This is a genomic window from Desulfosporosinus hippei DSM 8344 (assembly GCF_900100785.1).
Classification (GTDB): Bacteria; Bacillota; Desulfitobacteriia; order Desulfitobacteriales; family Desulfitobacteriaceae; genus Desulfosporosinus; species Desulfosporosinus hippei.
Genome location: NZ_FNCP01000018.1, coordinates 1 through 19,461, shown reverse-complemented (window position 1 = coordinate 19,461; position 19,461 = coordinate 1). Strand labels below are relative to the sequence as shown.

Here is a 19,461-nt window from a genome sequence, read left to right as displayed (position 1 = left end):
TAGGTGATTTACATTATTGTAACATATGTACGAAGATTTGTTACTTAGCTTTGCTAGAATTTACTTGGAAGTTAGGAGAAGACAGATGATTGATATACACAACCACATTCTCCCCGGTCTTGACGATGGGGCGAAGACCATGGCCCACTCCCTGGGAATAATCCATCAATTGTTCTATTCCGGCTTTAAAACCCTGATTGCCACTCCTCATGTTATAGAAGGCAGGGGCTTCCTAAGCCCAGAGGAGATCCTGGCTGCTGTGGAGGAGCTGCGCAAGCATGTGGCAGAGGAAGAAATCCCGGTGGAAATTTTGCCCGGGGCAGAGAACTATATTTTCCCCGACCTAGGCAAATGGGCTCGTGAGGGTAAGCTGATGACCCTGGGGAATACGGGCAAGTATCTGCTCTTAGAACTGCCCATGCTGGAGATTCCCCAGTATACGGAACAAGTCTTCTTTGACTTGCAAGTCCAGGGGCTGACTCCGGTGCTGGCTCACCCGGAGCGGAATAAGGGCTTGATTGACAGACCGGAGTATCTGGTGGACTGGGCGAATAAAGGGGTGCTTTTTCAGATGAACCTGAGAAGTCTGAGCGGGAGGTATGGGTCCCAGGCTGAGGAGTTGGCGGAAAGGATGCTGAGGAGTGATTTGATTCACTTTATCGGGTCCGATGCTCATCGCCCTTCGCAAGAGGATGGGGTTTATCTTATGGGACTGAGAAGGGGTAAGGAAGTGGCGGAGGAAGAGGGGTTTCGGGAAATTACGGTAGAGAACCCTCAAGCAATTTTGACGGGGGAAGGTTTGGTAGGGGAAAGGGAGTATTTCCTACAGCAACCAAATAAGAAGAAAAAGAGAAGATTTTGGGATTTGTTTCGAGGATAGAAGTATATTGGGAAGAAGGAATATAAGATCGACTCGGAATGTGGCGAAGTTTACTGAAATTGTGGGTATGGTGTTGGAATTTTGTGATTAGTGTGTGAAGGATATTACTTTCTTATAGGGAAATATATGGAGTTGCGGTTAGTCCTAGGACGGTGGGCCTATGGCTGCTAACTTTATAAGTTTTGGCTTGAAGATCCGTTAGATAATTAGAAATGGAAAAGGGAAGTGAGACAGTGCTAAGGGACAGGGGGATCATTGAAAACATATCTGAACTTGTCGACATTGTTCTAATAGCGTTGAGCTTCTCTTTGGCCATTGAAATCTATCACCTCAAGTATGTTTTGATAAATGATAATTGGCCAGGATACTTTACAATATTCTTAATTTACTTGGTGGCTTGGATCATCGCTAACAATGCTTTAAAAGTCTATCAATCACGCCGCTTCATGTCTGCGCGGCGTGAACTAAGCAAGATTTTGAAAGCTCACTTTTTCTCATTCGCAGTCAGTATGATAACTATTAATCTTTATAACCCGAATTTGCTGCATACGCGCTTCTTCTATTATTTTGAGGCCTTTGCAGTGGGTTTAACCATTGGAATGCATATTTTGACCCGGCTGGTTCTGCAAGCAGGAAGGAAACTAGGCAGAAATACTCGTTATGTGCTGATTCTGGGTGCAGGCTCTGCTGCTGAGCTTTACCTACAGAAACTTAAGGATAATCCACAGTTAGGCTATAGAGTCATAGGGTACATTGCCCCTGCTAAAAATGGTCTTGAGATACCTTATCTGGGGGATTACTCCAATCTCGAATCCATTATTCGCATGAACATCGTAGATTTAACGGTTGTTACAGCGCTGATTACGGAAAAGGGTGTTCAAGAGTCAATCGAAATTCTGGATGTCATGGGTAAGACAGTGGCTGTACTTCTCGACGATATTGTGACGAAAGTTTCTCGCAGCAGGCCCATGGATTTTGGGGGGCTTTCAATGGTTGTGTATGATAGCCACCCAAGACGGCCTTGGCATGAAGCGGCTAAACGAGGGATGGATGTTATTTTATCGGGTGCCGGTCTTATGGTTCTCACGCCGGTCTTTGTATTAGTAGCTTTAGCGATAAAGTTGACCTCCAAGGGCCCAATATTTTTTGCTCAAGAAAGAGTTGGGTTAAATGGAAGGGAATTTAATATTTATAAATTCCGGTCGATGGTTGTAAATGCCGAAGAGCTTAAGGGACGATTAGCTCATTTAAATGAAATGAGCGGACCAGTGTTTAAGATAGCCAATGATCCGAGAGTGACTGCAGTGGGTAGGTTTATTCGCAAAACCAGTATTGATGAGCTGCCTCAACTATACAATGTTTTTCGAGGGGATATGAGCTTAGTCGGGCCACGCCCTCCCCTGATCAGCGAAGTCAATTTGTACGATTCCAAGCATCGGAAGAGGTTGGCGGTGAAGCCGGGAATCACATGTATCTGGCAGATTAGTGGGCGGAATGAAGTGGATTTCGATCAGTGGATGGAAATGGACGCTGAGTATGTGGATCGCTGGTCGTTGTGGTTGGATATGGAGATATTGGCTAGGACAGTGCCAGTGGTTCTTTTGAGGAAGGGTGCAAGTTAAATGTTTGCCGATTTGTAGAGTTCAAACATTAAATCACTATGGTTAATTACTATATAGAGGTAATTGTGGAGATGTGCTTTTATTAAGTTTTTAACACTTGCTACACAAAATGACTCTTAAGCTCCATCGAATACCAAATATTAATGAGCTTCCGCAATTATTTCAATGTATTAAAGGGGATATGAAGAGATTAAGGGGCTGAGGTTTATGAAGATTTGTTTCGTTGGTTCCTCTGGAGGTCATTTAACTCATCTATATATGTTGAAACCCTTTTGGAAGGATAAAGAGCGCTTTTGGGTTACATTTGATAAGGAAGACGCAAGAAGCCTTTTGGACGGAGAAAAAGTGTATTCTTGCTATTATCCTACAAATCGTAGCTTAAAAGCATTGATTATTAATACGAAGCAGGCAATCAAAATTCTAAAAGAAGAAAAGCCCGATTTGATTATTTCATCTGGTGCCGCAGTCGCAGTCCCTTTTTTCTATCTCGGCAAACTCATTGGAGCAAAGCTGATTTATGTCGAGGTGTTTGATCGAATTGACAAGCCCACAATGACGGGCAAAATGGTATATCCCATCGTTGATAAGTTTGTAGTTGAGTGGGAAGAGATGAAGAGGATTTATCCGAAGGCGGTCAATCTTGGTAGTATCTTCTGATCTGGGTTCTGTTGTCAACAAGGGGGTGCAGAAATGATATTTGTTACAGTTGGAACGCATGAGCAGCCGTTCAACCGACTGGTCAAGTTTGTTGATGAGCTTAAAGAGAAAGGTCTTATTAAAGAGGAAGTTATTATCCAGACGGGATTTAGTACCTACGAGCCAAAATACTGCACGTGGAGTAAGTTGTTTCCTTATCAAGAAATGGTCAAGAATGTAGCTAGTGCCCGGATTGTTATTACGCATGGTGGCCCTTCCAGTTTTATTATGCCGCTACAAGTTGGAAAAATCCCTGTTGTTGTGCCTCGCCAGAAGCAGTTTGATGAGCATGTCAATAATCATCAGGCGGATTTTTCCAAGGCTGTAGCTGAGCGGCAAGGTAACATTATTGTCGTGGAAGATATGAACGAACTTGAAAAGACTATTTTGAACTATAACGCTATTGTTAAAGCTATGCCAGCTGCTTTGGAGAGCAATAACGCTTTGTTCAATGAAAAGTTTGAAGGTATCGTAGATGAGCTTCTTAAAGAGAGGAAATAAAAGTAATGAGCAAAGTTGGAATCTTGTCAATGCAGCGTATTTTTAACTACGGCTCATTTTTGCAGGCATACGGCTTAAAAAAGATACTGGAGGATTTAGGCTGCAATGTTGAGTTTGTGGACTATCATCCAGGAGAATGCTTGGTTATAGCAGAGAGCGGCAGAGGGTTGTCCCGTAAGATATCTAAGGTGCTTGAAGTCTTTAGAAACGACGCGCCACTGAAAGAGAAAATTCGCTTTATTATGTATAAAAAGAATTATGCAGCAAATTATTACCCTTATCTTGGAATTAACAAAACAATGAATTATGCCCCGGAACTGGACTTGTTGGTAGTCGGTAGCGACGAGGTGTTTAATTGCGTTCAGAATAATCCGAATGTGGGCTTTTCTCCAGAATTGTTTGGAATCAGCAATCATGCTAAGAAGTTGATTAGTTATGCTGCATCCTTTGGCAATACCACATTGCAGCATCTGGAGCAGTATAAAGTGAGGGACAGGGTTACTGAATATCTCAGTAAGTTTAATGCTATTTCTGTGCGTGATGCTAACAGCGGAGCTGTGGTTAAGGGTTTGACCGGTCAGGAGCCGCATTATAATCTTGATCCGGTATTGGCATATGACTTCATTGGAAAGTGCAATGTTATTCCTTCAAAAGTTCCGGAGTCCAAATATATGATCTTATATGGCTACTCGGGAAGATTCAGTATAGAAGAGTGTAAAGCAATCAGAGCATACGCAAAGCAGAAAGGGTGGAAAATCTTCTGTATTGGTGGCGTACAAGATTGCTGCGATAAGTTTATTGACTGTTCTCCGTTCCAGGTCATTGTCTATTTTCAGCATGCAGAGGCTATTATAACTGATACATTCCACGGTACAATCATATCAGTTATTACGCATCAGAAATTTGTGTCCCTGGTTCGCAGGGGAGGCTATGGAAATGCTGAAAAGCTGACAGATTTGTTGGAGCGCCTCCACTTGAGTGACCGTATTATTTGTGATATGGAGAGCCTTTCACAGATGCTTGCATCGCCTATTAAGTACGAAGAGACAGATTCCATCATTCGGACAGGGCGCAAGCATACTTATGAATATCTGAGACAGGAAATATCACATTGTATACAGGGATAAAGACATCTATGGCTTCTCTGATTTGAGTAGATCCTTTGACGTACATAAGGATATGTATTTACAATGCCCGATATCTTAATTGCTCCGTTGTGCGTTGCTAATATGTTTGATGTATCCGTACTATCTGCGGGTGGACTTTTCTCCGTCCTAACGAACTAATTGAATTGCAGCTTAGCAGAAAGGAATGCTGATAAAATGGAGAATAGTGAAGTTAAAGTGTCTGTGATTATTCCGATATACAATGTTGGTAAATTTCTTGGCAAGTGTATCGAAACGATCATTAATCAGACCTATTATAATATTGAAATTATTTTGGTAGACGATGGTTCGCCAGATCACTCCGGAAGGATTTGTGATGAATATGCGGCCAAGGACAAGCGAATTAAGGTAATCCATCAAAAGAATGCTGGAGTTAGTTCTGCCAGAAATGCAGGAATAAACGCCGCCTCAGGCGACTATATATGCTTCGTTGATGGTGACGATTACCTTATGCCTGACTATGTTGAATACTTATTGGATCTGGCAGTTCGCAATGACGCAGACGTTTCGTTAACAACAGAAATGTTTAGCAATTATAATCTGAATCAAATAAAAAAAGATAAAATGGAGGTTTATTCTGCTGAAAAGGCAGCAGCTGAAATTCTTTGTTACAATATCCCGGTAGGTGCGAATAATAAAATGTTTAAGAGAAGTTTTATTGGCGATAAGATTAGATTTTTACCGAATCTTATCATTGGAGAAGGCTTTAACTTTAACACCGCCGCTTTTCAACGGGCTAATATTGTGGGAGTGGGGCATAGAAGAATATATTACTATCGTAAGGATAATCCGACTAGTGTAACTACAAAGTTTTCTATGGATAACTGGATAAACGGATTGATGGCGATAGAAGTTATAAAAAATGATTTTATTATAAAAACTTCAAAACTAAATAATGCGTGGAAGTATGCCAATTGGCGTACTCACTCCGATGTATATGATCTCATGGTTCTTGCGTCGGTTGAGAAAAGATATCCAGAAATGTATAAAAAATGTTTGCATGTAACTAGAACACAGGCTTTATTTTCACTCAGGGTTCCAACATCCGCGAAAGAAAGAATTCGTGCTATGATTATGATGGTGTGCCCCAGAATGATGCCGCAACTGATGTTGTTGAGAAGATATTTGTATCATGTTGATGTAGAAAACTGAACTTGTGAAGTAGCCCCCAACATTGGCCTAGAAATAATTGATAAGTTGCAAATACAATATGACAGATAGATGAGGTAATTTAGTTGGCTACTAAAGTCAAAGTTTTAAATATTCTAACCGGTGGACTTCGCAGAGAAGGGATAACTTCTACACAGTTAGAATTCATGAAAAGGATAGATAGAACCGACGTTCAAGTAGATATTCTTGCCGTACACAACAATGCACATGACATCATAGAGGAATTTCGGACTCTTGGTTGCAATGTGATTATCTCTCCAGACAGAAAAAAAGAACTGCCGAAGTATCTTGTAGTGCTTTTCAGGCTGTTAAAAAAAGAAAAATATGACGTTGTTCATGTCCACGGTAGTAGTAGCTTGCTTGTCGTTGAGTTGGTGATTGCAAAGTTGGCCGGTGTTCCTATGAGAATTGCCCATAGCAGAAACACCCGCAGTGAAAATCCTAAACTACATAAATTTATGCGTCCAATGTTTGATCACAGCTATACGCACGCTATCGCCTGTGGTAAGGATGCAGGCAAGTGGCTTTTTGGTGACAAACCGTTTACCGTTATTCATAACGGTAAAGATTTGCAACGATTTCATTTCGATATCCATGTACGAGAGAATATCAGAAAAACATTTCGGATGGGAAACAAGCTGGTTATCGGCTATGTTGGCAATCTGAACGACCAGAAGAATCTTCCGTTCCTAGTGGATGTGTTTGCCAAAGTGCATAAGTGTCAGCCTAAGAGCGTGCTGTATATCATGGGTGGCGGTGCTATGCGAGAGTCTCTTGAGAAGCAGGCTTCATCGCTCGATATTGAAAATGTTGTTGTTTTCACAGGTCGAATTACCAATGTCCATGAGATGCTACAAGCGATGGACATCATGGCGCTCCCTTCGCTGTTTGAGGGGTTGCCCAATGTGGTGCTTGAATGGCAGATTTCTGGTTTGCCATGTCTGATTTCGGACACTATTACTAGAGAATGTAAGGTAACAAATCAAGTGCTGTTCCTTCCAATAGACAGAGGGGTAGACGTATGGGTTGACGCAATTCTTGCGACAAATGTTGGAGCAGATCGTACGGCTCTGTCGGATACAGCCTGCAGGGAGTTGAAAGCTGCATCATTTGACATTGATGAAAATGTCAAGTTTTTAAATGAAATATATATTAATGCAGTTGAGCACGGAGAAAATAAATGAAGAAGATTGTGTTTATCAGCAATCGGCTCGGCGGTGGTGGTGCCGAGAGAGTGCTTACTATGATTGCTAATAGGTTGGCACAAACACAGGAATATACTGTGAGCGTTTTTGCCATGAATAAATGTGAAAAGAACTATTATGTGCATGAGGCGATTCATGTTACAGAATTGGATGGCACCGCATCCAAATTGCAAACCATCAAACTAATTAGGAAACATATTCTAATTGAAAAGCCAGATGTAATAGTAGCTTTTGAATATCACATAAATATGAAAGTGTTGATAGCTACACTTGGTATGAAATTGCACATCATTATTTCAGAAAGAAATGATCCGGCAAGAAAAGGTGGTAAACCTGGATTAAAACAGCTAAGAAATCTTTTATATAGAAAAGCAGATTGCCTGGTATGTCAAACGCCGGATGCAAAAGCGTATTTTCCGCAGTTCATACAGAATAGAACTGTTGTAATTCCTAATCCAATTAAAGAAGATTTACCGGTGCGGTGGCAAGGTAAACGGAATTATGAGATTGTAAGTTTTTGCCGTTTGGAAAAACAAAAAAATCTTCCGCTACTTATTGATGCTTTTGCGTTAGTTCACAAAGATTATCCGGAATATAAGTTGTCTCTGTATGGAGATGGTAGTGAAAAGAATAGGATTGAAACCTATATTTTAAAAAAAAGCTTACAGGACTGCATTTCTCTTCATGGAAGCATTATCGATATCCATGAAAAGATAGTAGATTGCGCAATGTTTGTCTCTTCATCGGATTACGAAGGTCTTTCAAATTCTATGATAGAGGCTATGGCCCTTGGACTTCCATGCATTGTTACAGACTGCCCTTGTGGTGGGGCTAGAATGATGATTGATTCCTACGTGAACGGAATATTGGTTCCGGTGGGAGATGCTCAGGCCCTGTATGAAGCAATAAAATACGTCATTCAAAACCCAGAGAAGGCGGAATTTATGTCTAAGAATGGTACAAATATGAGACGGAATTTGGCGGTTGGTAAAATAGTTAGTGAGTGGGAAACTATTATATAAGATAGAGGGATTTTAAGTGAAACCATCTGATAAAGTTATGATAAAAGTAAAAAGATTAAATTTATTGGACATTATGTGGTATCTGTTTTTTCTGTTTTTGTTGCTAGGTAATATCAGTGAACATAATATATACTCCGATCTGGTTCTAGGAGCGAATATAATAATTTGCTTGCTCGTTATCTTATCATATGGAAAAATACACTTAAGTATATATTTCATTCTATATGTACCTTTTATAGCGTATCATCTGTTTTTATGGGTATCAGGAGTGGCCATTTTTGCAAATATCACATGGGAATCATTGCAGAGTGTAATTTTAAATTTTGTGATATTATTTTTATTCTATAATTTTATAATAATTAGCAATGATACAGAACGTCTTTTTAAAACATATATATGGTCATCTTTCACCTCATTGGTAATAGTGTTATATATTTTGAAAGATACTTTGTTCGAAGGTCGTCTGGCCCATGCCTATGGGGAAGATTCCATTAGTTTTATTTTTTTGGGGGAACCAGTTGCCATGGCAAATAACGGACTTGCGATGGTGTGTGCTGTAGGATTTATGCTTTCTTTATATTATTTTATCAAAGACCGTAAACACTTATATTTGTTGTTGGCATTAGCTATGGCTAATGGGATTATATTGACAGGTTCCAGAAAAGGAATTATGCTACTGACCTTATATTTTATGTTCTTAATGATGCTAATGTATTCGAATAAAAAAGTAAAAATAGGAATCTTGTCGGTGCTAGCAGTTCTAACTTGTTATTATTTGGTTATTGAAATTCCAGTTTTATATAATATTGCAGGGGAGCGGTTGGAAGCAATAATCCAATATTTGCTTGGTTCACAAATATACGAGGGTTCAATCAACGCACGTGCTCGATATGCCGAATATGGCATAGAAGAGTTTGGGAATAACCCTATATTAGGAAAAGGACTAGGTATGTTCAAGAATACATATGCAAATGTAACAGAAATTAATTATCTTGAAATGCTAGTCTCAGGTGGTGTAGTTGGACTAATTCTATATTATCTATATACAATTCCGTTAATTTCAATGTTCTTTAAACTAAGAAATCCTTCAAAAGAACTTATAATATCATTTTTATTAGCATGTTCTGTACTATTAATTGACTTTGGTAGTGTAACTTATTATTCAAGAAAATATCTTCTCTTGACTGTGTTATTCTTTGCATTGGTTCATAATCATAAAAAATGTAAGAAGGTATAACAAACATATTCTACACTTTATCAAACACAAAACATCAACATTTTTTACATCAGAATTGTATTATTTAGATACTTTATCTGAGAGCGAGAAAATGGGAATAAACTAATCTACATTAAAAAAGGACAAATTAAGTCATGCAGGTTCCTATGAGTCAAGTAGATCTGAGAATACGAGAGTTATAATAAAAAACGGGGATGATGTTTTGACTATTATGCAACGATTTAAAAGATTGAAATCAAATCCTTATAAAATTTTTAGCTATCTTGGAGATAATGGGTTGTTAGATAGGATGTCGGACAAGACTTTTCTATCCTTAGTGTATCGGGCGAGAATGGGGAAAAAGTTGAATATACTGAATCCTAAAACTTTTAACGAAAAGCTTCAGTGGTTAAAAATTTACGATCGAAATCCTCTGTATACAACGTTAGTGGACAAGTTAGCAGTGAGAAAATATATAGGTCATATCCTGGGAGAGGAATGTTTAATCCCCATACTTGGAGCTTATGATAGTTTTGACGAAATAGATTTTGAAAATCTCCCTAATCAGTTTGTTCTAAAGTGCACCCATGATTCAGGGGGCTTGGTGATTTGTAAAAATAAAAGAAAATTTGACAAAGAGGCAGCTAGAAGTAAGATAAACAGATGTCTCAAGCGAAACTATTTCTATCATGGTAGAGAGTGGCCCTACAAAAACGTAAAACCCCACATTATTTGTGAACAATATATAGTCAACGAAAACTATGCTGAGCTTAATGACTTTAAGTTTATGTGTTTTAACGGTGAACCAAAATGTTCGTTTGTTTGCTTGAATAGAAATTCTCCGGCGGGATTAAACGTGGACTTTTATGATATGGACTGGAATCCGATGTCGTTCGAGAGGCATTATCCGAGAAGTGGAACGATAATCGAGAAGCCAAAGAATTTTACTAAAATGATTGAGTTTTCGAAACAACTGTCCAAAGATATACCCTTTTTGAGAGTGGATTTTTATGAAGTAAATGGAGTACTTTATTTCGGAGAACTGACATTTTATCCTGGCAATGGATTTGAAGAGTTTACTCCTGAAGAGTTTGATTACGCACTAGGCGAATGGATTAGATTGCCATTGTAATGCCGTCTTATTGTATTATTTCGGACAATTTATGATTGACTTGTACTTGTTTATTTTGATAGGTAATTAAGTCTGAGATATAGCGATAAATAATCAAATTATTGAGCCTGTGTAGAACATGAATTTTCCATAGCAACTGCAATTTCTCCTGGAGCTACTCATTTGATCCACTGGAAAGCTTAGACTATGTTCAGAGCCTAAAAGCAAAATGCGATTATGTAATCGTTCTGTATTATGGAGTAAGGAACATTATCGCTATCCATCTCTATATTTGCAAAAGATCTGCAGAAAGATAGTCGAGAAGAGTGCAAACTTTTTATTTGCTCATTTAGAGAGCGAGTTTTGGATGACTAGTTTGTTAGTAAATGTGAGCCTTAATGAAGGATTTCATATAGACTATATCCCAATAATGAAAGTAGGAAAATGGTGTGCGTCTAGACGAGGGCCAAGTAGCAGAAGATATAACAACGGCATTCCATCAGCGTTCCAACGAAATATTACAGGACGGCTTTGTTGAACAGCGGTACCGGAAATTCGCAAAAGAGAAAACACAAGTATATTTAAGAAAATTCTCTGGATTTGGTAAATGGTTATCACGGATAGATCGGAGATTATTAAGTGGGATGCTATTGAATCGAAAGTATAATACAAAGCAATTACCTGCAATACAAAACCCTATTGAATGTGAAGCACATAGAGAGTTAGTATTGGCCGGCTTACAAGGTGAAAAATGAGTGCGGAAAAATACAACCTTCAAAATAAAGTAGTGAACGCGGCAAAATGGTCATTCATAACTGAAATAGCTGCAAAAATTGTCAGCCCAATCACCACGATGGTCTTGGCCAGAATTCTCGTACCTGAAGCCTTTGGGGTAGTGGCTACGGTAACTATGCTTATTAGCTTTGCAGATATGTTTACTGATGCGGGTTTTCAGAAGTATTTGGTTCAACGTGAGTTTAAAGATGAAGATGAAAAGTTTAAGAACACTAATGTAGCTTTTTGGACAAACTTTTTCATATCACTCATTCTTTGGGGAATAAGTGCAATATTTTCCAAATCAATTGCTACCCTGGTAGGGAATCAAGGATTAGCTAATGTTATTGTAATAGCCTGTATTCAGCTACCGCTAACGTCATTTTCTAGTATACAGATGGCACTTTATAGAAGAGATTTTGACTTTAAAACTCTTTTTTTAGTTAGAGTGGTTGCAATTTTTATACCGTTTTTTATAACAATACCGCTTGCCCTCTTAGGATTAAGCTATTGGGCGCTGATCATTGGTACGATCTTCGCACAACTCTCAAATACGACTATACTGACAATTAAATCTAAGTGGAAACCTTCATTGTTTTATAGGTTAAGTATATTAAAAGAGATGCTGTCATTCAGTATATGGTCGTTGATTGAAGCTATCTCAATTTGGCTTACGATGTGGGTGGATGCGTTTATTATCGGAAGTGCTCTAAATGGGTATTATCTTGGACTGTATAAAACTTCAACGGCAATGGTAAGTTCACTTATGGCACTTGTGACAGCTTCGGTGATGCCGATACTCTTTTCATCCTTATCAAGGTTGCAAAATGATGAAGCGGCCTTTAAAGCAATGTTGTACAAAGTTCAGAGATTAGTTGCGTATTTGGTTTTCCCATTGGGAGTGGGGCTGTTTTTATATAGGGACGTAGCAACTAGGATTCTTCTTGGTGAACAATGGATTGAAGCTAGTGATATCATCGGAGTATGGGCATTAACATCAGCAATAATGATCATATTCTCAAATTTCAATAGTGAAGTATATCGTTCAAAAGGTAAGCCCAAATTATCATTTGTAGCTCAAATACTGCATTTATCCTTTTTGGTTCCAACTTGTTTAATTAGCTTAAATTATGGGTTTTGGGCGTTGGTTTATGCACGCTCCCTAATAAGGTTTCAAGGAGTTATAGTCGGTTTTATTATAATGCACTTTGTAATGGGTTTTCCAGTACTAAAAACATTAAAAAACATTATTATGCCCATAATATGTGCTTTAATAATGTTCTGTGTGGCACTTCTATTAAAACAAATATCGAGTTCGATGTTATGGAGCTTTGCATCAATGGCAATCTGTGTTTTAGTTTATGCTGTGACAATGTTTGCTTTCGCGGCAAATGATATAAAGTCCTTAAGGGGGATTATTAAAAGGGATATATAAAGAAGTAACACATCCATACTAATACAAAACGTGACTGAGGGAAAACGAAACCCCGTGCCTGATAACAAATTATCACCATTTATTGTTTAGCTTGTGGTACGCCAAGCAAGTTCGGTTACTGTCTGGTAAGGTGAAAGTCCTTGTACTCGCGCGCAACGGCTCCAAATGGTCACCGTTATGCAAAGGTTCCTGGAACCTTTGTTTTCTTGGGAAATTCGACACAGTTTCTTAAAGACCAAATCAGTACTAAAAGGAGAACAATTATGCGCAATATAATCTTTAAAACTCTATCCCAAAAATCTCAAACGCCCCTAACCACTTCCCGCCCCCTTAACATCGCCGTAGCCGGCACAGGCTATGTTGGCTTAGTTTCAGGGGTCTGCATGGCCCATCGAGGTCACAACGTGACTTGTGTCGACATTGATGAGAGAAAAATAACAATCATGCAAGACGGTATTTCTCCGATCTACGAGCAAGATTTAGAGGAATTGATGTATCTAAATAGAGACAGACTGACTTACACCACGGATTACATATCTGCATACAAAAATGCAGATGCCATATTCATTGGCGTTGGAACCCCCGAGCAGCCGGACGGTTCCGCGGACTTAACTTACATCGCAACTGTGGCCAGACAAATAGCCGAAACCATAGAAAAGAACTGCCTTGTCGTGGTTAAATCCACAGTTCCAGTCGGTACCAATGACAAAGTGGAGCAATTTATCCAAGATTTTCTTGTCAATGACGTGAAGGTAGAAGTGGCGTCCAATCCTGAGTTTTTAGCTCAAGGCACAGCAGTGAGGGATACCCTGGAGGCGGCAAGAATCATCATTGGCACTAACAGTATAGAAGCAGAGGATACCCTGATGGCAATTTATGAACCCTTCGGTCTGCCGATTGTATCCGTTTCCAGACGTTCGGCAGAGATGATAAAATACGCTGCCAATGATTTTCTGGCCTTAAAGATATCCTATATGAATGATCTGGCCAATCTTTGTGAACTGGTGGGTGCGGATATTGAAGACGTGGCCAGAGGGATGGGCTATGACAGTCGAATCGGCAGCAAATTCTTGAATGCCGGTATAGGATATGGTGGCAGCTGCTTCCCAAAAGATACAAAGGCGTTGGAGTATTTGGCGACTCTCCATGGTTATGAGCTGCGGACTGTTAAGGCAGCCATTAATGTGAATAAGGATCAAAAGATTCTCTTATATAAGAAGGCTTGTCAGAGACTTATTACTTTTAACGGCTTAAAAGTGGCTGTACTGGGGTTAACCTTTAAGCCCGGGACGGATGATTTAAGAGAGGCTCCATCCTTAGATAACATCCCCCTACTATTAGCTCAAGGTGCAGATATTTATGCTTATGATCCTGTAGGTATAGAAAACTTTAGAAAAAAATATCCCGAGGCAGGCTTAGACCCGGAAAGGAAAAATGGCAAGGGGAGTATCCGGTATGTAATGAGTGCCGAAGAAGCATTAGATGGTGCTAACGTTTGCTTCATTTTTACCGAATGGGGAGAAATCAAAGCGGTCATGCCGGAAACATATAAGAGACTAATGCGCACACCCCTTGTCTATGATGGCAGAAATATCTATGCTGTCAATGAGATGAGAGATAACGGTGTAGAATATTATTCCGTCGGCAGGAAGTAATCAGGAGTTATTGCTAGATTAAAGGAGAATTAACTAATCATGATTGAAGGATATAGGGAATTAGATCCGAGTAAAACCTATTTAATCACCGGCGGGGCAGGATTCATTGGCTATTTCCTATCCCGAAAACTCTTGGATCTAGGGTGTCAGGTGGTCGCTATTGATAATCTGAACGATTACTATGATGTTAATTTAAAAGAGAGCCGGCTGAAGCAGTTGGAGGGACGGGAAGGCTATACCTTCATCCAAGGGGATATCTCAGATAAGGAAACTGTGATGAAAGTCTTTGCAGAGTTTAAGCCTCAGATTGCGGTGAACCTGGCAGCTCAGGCGGGGGTTCGTTATTCCATTGAGAATCCGGATTCATACATTCAGAGCAACATGATCGGATTCTATAATATCTTAGAGGCCTGCCGTCACAACCCTGTCGAACACTTAGTCTATGCATCCTCCAGTTCAGTCTATGGTGCCAACACGAAAGTTCCCTTTTCCACAGAGGATAAGGTGGATAATCCCGTCTCTCTATACGCTGCTACCAAGAAATCAAATGAATTAATGGCCCACACTTATAGTCAATTGTTCGGTATCCCTTCCACAGGTCTGCGGTTTTTTACGGTCTACGGTCCTATGGGGAGGCCGGATATGGCCTACTTTGGTTTTACTCAGAAGATATTTAACGGGGAGAAGATCCAGGTCTTTAACTTTGGAGACTGCTATAGAGACTTTACTTATATTGATGATATCGTCGAAGCTGTAGCTAGGATATTATTTAACCCGCCGGCTAAGAAAGTCGATGAAGACAGCATCTTAAATGGCCTACAATATGCCGTGTACAATATCGGTAATAATCAACCGGAGCAATTGATGGATTATATAGCTGCTTTGGAAAAAGCCTTGAGTAAAGCAGTCGGCAGAGAGGTTGTCGCAGAGAAAGAATTCCTTCCCATGCAGCCGGGGGATGTCAAGGCCACCTACAGCGATAGTTCCCCTCTTGTCAGGGATTTCGATTTTAAACCCAGCACCAGCATTGAAGAGGGGCTGCAAAAATTTGCGGATTGGTATGTGGAATATTATAAGGTGAAATAGTAAATCTCAATTGAGATAGGTTGCAAAATAGTTCAATTTGAGCAACTATGGAGTTATTATGTGTTAAGCCATGAAGCCCCTGACTCGGAGAAACCCCATTTGGCCTAAAGGTGAAATGAGCATTTCTATTTTTCTGCTAAAATCCTGACAATGCTAAATTTCTGATAATTCCCTGCAATTCTTGGTGCGATTTTTTGTATTCTCCACTCTAAAACTGAACCCCTTAACCTAAAGGTAACGGGTTCCGTTAAGAGGTTCAAAACAGAAAATCTCATTTGATTTCACATCAACTTTCTCATTGGTAATCACAGTATCTAAATTCTAATCAAAAATGTCCAGGAACTTAAAGAGGAAGACCGTCGGTCTTCCTCTTTTGCTAATCTCATTGGTTTAAAACTTTTTGTTAACATCACAATAGCTTACTGCACATTTTACGAAAAACGCGTAACATTATTCCAAAACAATTTAAAACGAGATTATGATGATTGAGATTTGGAAAGGTTGTCCAACAAAGCCCTTAATTCTAGTTGAATAAAAATTTGTGGATAAGAAACATGGTTTATTATTTGAGCAATTTGAACCTTATTTTGTCCATAGGCAGTAATTTCGGTTCTATTACCATCTAACAAATACAAAACAATTTTGTTTCCATTAGGATTTACTCCCTCTCCCATCTCGGCTAATTCTACAGGTTTAACAGACCTAATTAACCTCTTTACTTCTTCCTCATTATCTATCGTTGCCAATTCTCCCTCTTCAGGAATGCCAATACCGAAAAACTTGACGTGAGAAAGGTTGTTACGGTCATTCATATTTTCTCACCCCTTAATCTTTTATTGTTACGCTAAATCCTACGAATGCGTTACAGCTTATTTGTTGATATACATATTATACCATAGGAAAATGGAAATTCCTGTTTTAATGGTTCTAATGGAAATATATTATGTCTCTGTAAGTATACTTTCTATCTGCAATTCCCAATCGTTGTGCAGGGGTTGCCAGTTCACCATTAAGTTTGGTTGCCCAACAGAAGTTATAAAATGTTCTCAGAATCGTAGTCACATACTGAGCATACTTAGGGTTATAGTTCGCATAGATGTAGCTTTTCCCGTCTCCTCTTGCTGTTACAAGGGGACGCTCTAGAATCGAAAGTCGTCTTCTTAGGGTCTGATAGAAATTGTTAATCGCTCGGCTATTGACCTGAAAGATGAGTTTTGCCATTTCGTCGGATGAGATTCGGGTTAAGTCTGAAATAACATTAACCCAGCGAATCCCTTCGTCTTTATAAGGGAGGGGATGTTTAATTGTATTTTTTCCTCGAACAGGAAACTGTTGGCTACTATTTGTTTGATATTCATAAAATTGATGATGCTTAAGTTCCTCTTGAAGCTTTTTAAGAGCGAGTGATTCCATAGATTCCTCCCAAAGGCCATGAAGGTTACCCCATCGGCTTAATGTTCTTCTCGCTTTAAAGAATTCTGCACCTGAATCTTGTAAGCTTAAGGTTTTATCATTCTGACAGGTAAAATAGTTCCCGTATCCCGATAAGAAGACATCGGAAAACACTCTAAAAACGGCACTCTCCAGTGTTGCATCGTTATCTGAGACAAAGAACCATTCTTTTACGTCAAGCATCTGCTTGAGAAGCCAAAAATGAGCAATGGCGGTATATGTACGTTTTGTATGTGAACCCTCAACATAGTTCTTTCTAAGCTCAAAATCATGCAGTTCTGCCATATATTCTAATTCAGACTGTCTATCAGACGGAGTTGGGCGTTGAGGACAAAACGGATACCTTAAACGTTCATTCTTTCTTAAAAAACTATACGTATGGTCACAGTGGTATTTTTGCGTATCTTCCTCAATGCCATCTAGGGTCACATTGAAATCGTAGTCAATATCTGCTCGAAAGACATAGCCTGTTTTCAAATCTGCACTGGCTATCATATGTGTAGGGAATTGTTTATCTATAGATTCATCCCCAGGATGTTTTCTCATTCCTTTTTGACGGATATTGTTAAGAATGTAAACAAATTCATCTGTATTTAACCAAAGTTCCTTAAACGATTTATCCCTTAATGGTGTAGTTTCGTGCCGTTCAAGAAATTCGATACACTTACTGTAAATCCATTCCAGCTTGTGATAGTAGGTTGAAGCTCCTATTTCAAGCTTTTCACACGTTCTTTTTACGGGAGTTCGGCTTAACAAGTCTTTGGTTAATTGAATTAGAATGTCATTTCTCTTTTGGCGATAACCAAAGTTCTCTTCCTGATTAGGAAGAACATTGGTCAATTTACGACATTGTTTACATTGGTAACGAACTGCCTTTCCTGGGCTTTTCCCCCTGGTGTAAAAAGCCTTTCGATTTGAAAATGGGGTTTCGAATGCCATAGGACAGTCATCTTTATGAAAAGTGTAATCTTTATCTATTATCGAAACTGAATTGATTGATACGAGTCGTTTGACTTCTTCTGCAATCGACCAATTCGAAATCGTGTTTGTTTTATGAGGCAAGACTAGACCGTAAGTGGTATCCGCTAAAATCTCATTACATTCGATGACAGGCTCATCTCTTCGTTGAGTTAATTTATACCGAGAAGGTTTGTTTTTAGATTCATATCTTTTTTGGGATTGTCCGTACCATTTACAGAAAGGATTCGCACAATAGTTCAGTTGAATGGAATATTGTTTCCCGTTCAAATCAAGGATTCCTGCACTAAATAGTAAATGACGATATTTCTTTTCAAATTCGATATTAGATAATGACGTATATTCCTTATTCCTAATTTTATCAAGTTCTTCAGAAAAGGCTCCTTGGGTTTGAATACCCAATACTTCAGGAGTTGAAAGTTTCTTTAATTGAGTCATCCAATTCAACCTCATTCCCCAGAGCCTCTAGCTCATTCGCGACCACTTCACCAAATATAATGGTGTTTGTTTTCTTTTGATATCGTCTGTGTTTTAGCCACTTAACGAAGTCTTCATCCTCTAAGATTTCATCGAGAATCTTTTCAATAATTTCACTTTCATCATAATGAGTGTAATTGGAGTATTGAGTGATAATCTCTTTGCTACGCTTTGATAATCTCCAGTCTACTTTAACAGTGCCTTTGTATTTGGGTTTGATTGGTTTCAAAATATTCCACTCCTCCCTATTTTCTTGGGGGCTAAGCTAGGGTATAATGAATTTGGTAAATTATTTTTTACAATCATTATAAATCACATCTATAAATCTCGAAAGATAATTCGGTTTTGCCCCTATATTCTTGCCATTTAACGTGACTTCTAGACAAAATCGCATCTAAATCCACGCATAAATTCACACCAATAATCACACCCTTAACTAATTAGTTAATGAAGTTAGTGTTAATGTGATTTTATACGTGATTTCAAGTAATCTAGATAAGGAAAAGCGGTCTGAAACCTTTGTATATAAGAAAAAGAGGCTATTGTGAAATCACAATTTAGCCTCTTTTTCTGGTGTGAATTTGATTGCTTTTCTAGATTTTGAACCTCTTAACGGAACCCGTTAACCTAAAGGATGAGGGGTTCAGTTTTAGAGTGGAATTTTGATTTTAGCACCCTTTTTATCAGAAAATTAGCATGAAAATAGCGGGGCCTCCGGTAAATTAGCAGATTTTTAACATAGTTTTAGCAAAAAATCATTAATACGAAACCGTACGCAATGACGCCGCGCCTCCATGCGCGGATTTTCTTAGGGAAAACTATGGATTATGTATTGATAGTTAATTACAAAAAAGCCCTATTATTATTTTTTGGTTTTATGGAAAGTTAGCTTGACATAAAAATAAATAGGTGTTATCTTGATGTAAAGCATGCTTTCCACAATTAAAGAAAGGGATGTAATTTTGAAAAATAGATTAGAAGAAATTCGAAAACAGCAAGGAATTAAACAAGAAGA

At 38.9% G+C, this 19,461-nt stretch carries 17 protein-coding genes; 14 read left to right on the top strand and 3 right to left on the bottom strand.

Translation table 11 applies throughout. The features are described from left to right. Positions 1-85: 85 nt before the first annotated feature. The 14 genes from BLS16_RS14960 (at position 86) to BLS16_RS14895 (ending at position 15,539) form a co-directional block, all read left to right on the top strand. Positions 86-880, top strand: a complete 795-nt coding sequence (locus BLS16_RS14960; protein WP_092334496.1) for a tyrosine-protein phosphatase — start codon at positions 86-88, stop codon at positions 878-880. A gap of 212 nt (positions 881-1,092) precedes the next feature. After that, entirely contained in the window at positions 1,093-2,502 is a 1,410-nt protein-coding gene (locus BLS16_RS14955) for a sugar transferase (RefSeq protein ID WP_345788536.1), read from the top strand. A 207-nt stretch (positions 2,503-2,709) separates the two neighbouring features. Further along, a complete protein-coding gene (pssD, locus tag BLS16_RS14950) occupies positions 2,710-3,159 on the top strand; it encodes a PssD/Cps14F family polysaccharide biosynthesis glycosyltransferase (protein ID WP_092334494.1) in 450 nt (149 codons plus the stop codon). Between the two features lie 33 nt (positions 3,160-3,192). Then, positions 3,193-3,699: a glycosyltransferase gene (locus BLS16_RS14945; protein ID WP_092334493.1), complete on the top strand. Its 507-nt coding sequence runs from the start codon at positions 3,193-3,195 to the stop codon at positions 3,697-3,699. A gap of 5 nt (positions 3,700-3,704) precedes the next feature. Continuing rightward, on the top strand, positions 3,705-4,826 hold the full coding sequence (locus tag BLS16_RS14940; RefSeq protein WP_092334492.1) for a polysaccharide pyruvyl transferase family protein: 1,122 nt from the start codon (positions 3,705-3,707) through the stop codon (positions 4,824-4,826). A 195-nt stretch (positions 4,827-5,021) separates the two neighbouring features. Beyond that, entirely contained in the window at positions 5,022-6,017 is a 996-nt protein-coding gene (locus tag BLS16_RS14935) for a glycosyltransferase family 2 protein (RefSeq protein WP_092334491.1), read from the top strand. 83 nt (positions 6,018-6,100) lie between these two features. Beyond that, on the top strand, positions 6,101-7,219 hold the full coding sequence (locus BLS16_RS14930) for a glycosyltransferase family 1 protein (RefSeq protein ID WP_092334490.1): 1,119 nt from the start codon (positions 6,101-6,103) through the stop codon (positions 7,217-7,219). After that, positions 7,216-8,262 (top strand): glycosyltransferase, encoded by a 1,047-nt coding sequence (locus BLS16_RS14925; RefSeq protein ID WP_092334489.1) that lies wholly within the window; start codon positions 7,216-7,218, stop codon positions 8,260-8,262. Before BLS16_RS14930 ends, BLS16_RS14925 begins: the two co-directional genes overlap by 4 nt. A gap of 16 nt (positions 8,263-8,278) precedes the next feature. Then, on the top strand, positions 8,279-9,499 hold the full coding sequence (locus tag BLS16_RS14920) for an O-antigen ligase family protein (protein ID WP_092334488.1): 1,221 nt from the start codon (positions 8,279-8,281) through the stop codon (positions 9,497-9,499). 289 nt (positions 9,500-9,788) lie between these two features. Next, positions 9,789-10,610 (top strand): ATP-grasp fold amidoligase family protein, encoded by an 822-nt coding sequence (locus BLS16_RS14915; RefSeq protein ID WP_242876304.1) that lies wholly within the window; start codon positions 9,789-9,791, stop codon positions 10,608-10,610. A 428-nt stretch (positions 10,611-11,038) separates the two neighbouring features. Then, complete coding sequence (locus BLS16_RS14910; protein WP_092334487.1) at positions 11,039-11,344, top strand: hypothetical protein; 306 nt, start codon at positions 11,039-11,041, stop codon at positions 11,342-11,344. Beyond that, the gene (locus BLS16_RS14905) at positions 11,341-12,798 is read left to right on the top strand and encodes a lipopolysaccharide biosynthesis protein (protein WP_092334486.1); all 1,458 of its coding nucleotides are present in this window, start codon (positions 11,341-11,343) and stop codon (positions 12,796-12,798) included. Before BLS16_RS14910 ends, BLS16_RS14905 begins: the two co-directional genes overlap by 4 nt. 263 nt (positions 12,799-13,061) lie before the next feature. Continuing rightward, positions 13,062-14,453: a UDP-glucose dehydrogenase family protein gene (locus BLS16_RS14900; RefSeq protein ID WP_092334485.1), complete on the top strand. Its 1,392-nt coding sequence runs from the start codon at positions 13,062-13,064 to the stop codon at positions 14,451-14,453. 39 nt (positions 14,454-14,492) lie between these two features. Beyond that, positions 14,493-15,539: an SDR family NAD(P)-dependent oxidoreductase gene (locus tag BLS16_RS14895; protein ID WP_092334484.1), complete on the top strand. Its 1,047-nt coding sequence runs from the start codon at positions 14,493-14,495 to the stop codon at positions 15,537-15,539. Between the two features lie 476 nt (positions 15,540-16,015). Here BLS16_RS14895 and BLS16_RS14890 read toward each other — a convergent pair whose 3' ends face one another. The 3 genes from BLS16_RS14890 to BLS16_RS14880 form a co-directional block, all read right to left on the bottom strand. Next, positions 16,016-16,351, bottom strand: a complete 336-nt coding sequence (locus tag BLS16_RS14890) for a hypothetical protein (RefSeq protein WP_092334483.1) — start codon at positions 16,349-16,351, stop codon at positions 16,016-16,018. A 115-nt stretch (positions 16,352-16,466) separates the two neighbouring features. Then, complete coding sequence (locus BLS16_RS14885) at positions 16,467-18,407, bottom strand: hypothetical protein (RefSeq protein ID WP_092334482.1); 1,941 nt, start codon at positions 18,405-18,407, stop codon at positions 16,467-16,469. Beyond that, on the bottom strand, positions 18,376-18,675 hold the full coding sequence (locus BLS16_RS14880) for a hypothetical protein (RefSeq protein ID WP_092334481.1): 300 nt from the start codon (positions 18,673-18,675) through the stop codon (positions 18,376-18,378). Before BLS16_RS14880 ends, BLS16_RS14885 begins: the two co-directional genes overlap by 32 nt. Positions 18,676-19,461: the final 786 nt, after the last annotated feature.

Bases quoted from the DNA above. Each gene is read 5' to 3' on its own strand.
- BLS16_RS14900 (WP_092334485.1), top strand. From the start codon at position 13,062: ATGCGCAATATAATCTTTAAAACTCTATCCCAAAAATCTCAAACGCCC.
- BLS16_RS14960 (WP_092334496.1), top strand. From the start codon at position 86: ATGATTGATATACACAACCACATTCTCCCCGGTCTTGACGATGGGGCG.
- BLS16_RS14915 (WP_242876304.1), top strand. From the start codon at position 9,789: ATGTCGGACAAGACTTTTCTATCCTTAGTGTATCGGGCGAGAATGGGG.
- BLS16_RS14895 (WP_092334484.1), top strand. From the start codon at position 14,493: ATGATTGAAGGATATAGGGAATTAGATCCGAGTAAAACCTATTTAATC.
- BLS16_RS14935 (WP_092334491.1), top strand. From the start codon at position 5,022: ATGGAGAATAGTGAAGTTAAAGTGTCTGTGATTATTCCGATATACAAT.
- BLS16_RS14890 (WP_092334483.1), bottom strand. From the start codon at position 16,351: ATGAATGACCGTAACAACCTTTCTCACGTCAAGTTTTTCGGTATTGGC.
- BLS16_RS14925 (WP_092334489.1), top strand. From the start codon at position 7,216: ATGAAGAAGATTGTGTTTATCAGCAATCGGCTCGGCGGTGGTGGTGCC.
- BLS16_RS14905 (WP_092334486.1), top strand. From the start codon at position 11,341: ATGAGTGCGGAAAAATACAACCTTCAAAATAAAGTAGTGAACGCGGCA.
- BLS16_RS14940 (WP_092334492.1), top strand. From the start codon at position 3,705: ATGAGCAAAGTTGGAATCTTGTCAATGCAGCGTATTTTTAACTACGGC.
- BLS16_RS14955 (WP_345788536.1), top strand. From the start codon at position 1,093: ATGGAAAAGGGAAGTGAGACAGTGCTAAGGGACAGGGGGATCATTGAA.
- BLS16_RS14885 (WP_092334482.1), bottom strand. From the start codon at position 18,407: ATGACTCAATTAAAGAAACTTTCAACTCCTGAAGTATTGGGTATTCAA.
- BLS16_RS14945 (WP_092334493.1), top strand. From the start codon at position 3,193: ATGATATTTGTTACAGTTGGAACGCATGAGCAGCCGTTCAACCGACTG.
- pssD (WP_092334494.1), top strand. From the start codon at position 2,710: ATGAAGATTTGTTTCGTTGGTTCCTCTGGAGGTCATTTAACTCATCTA.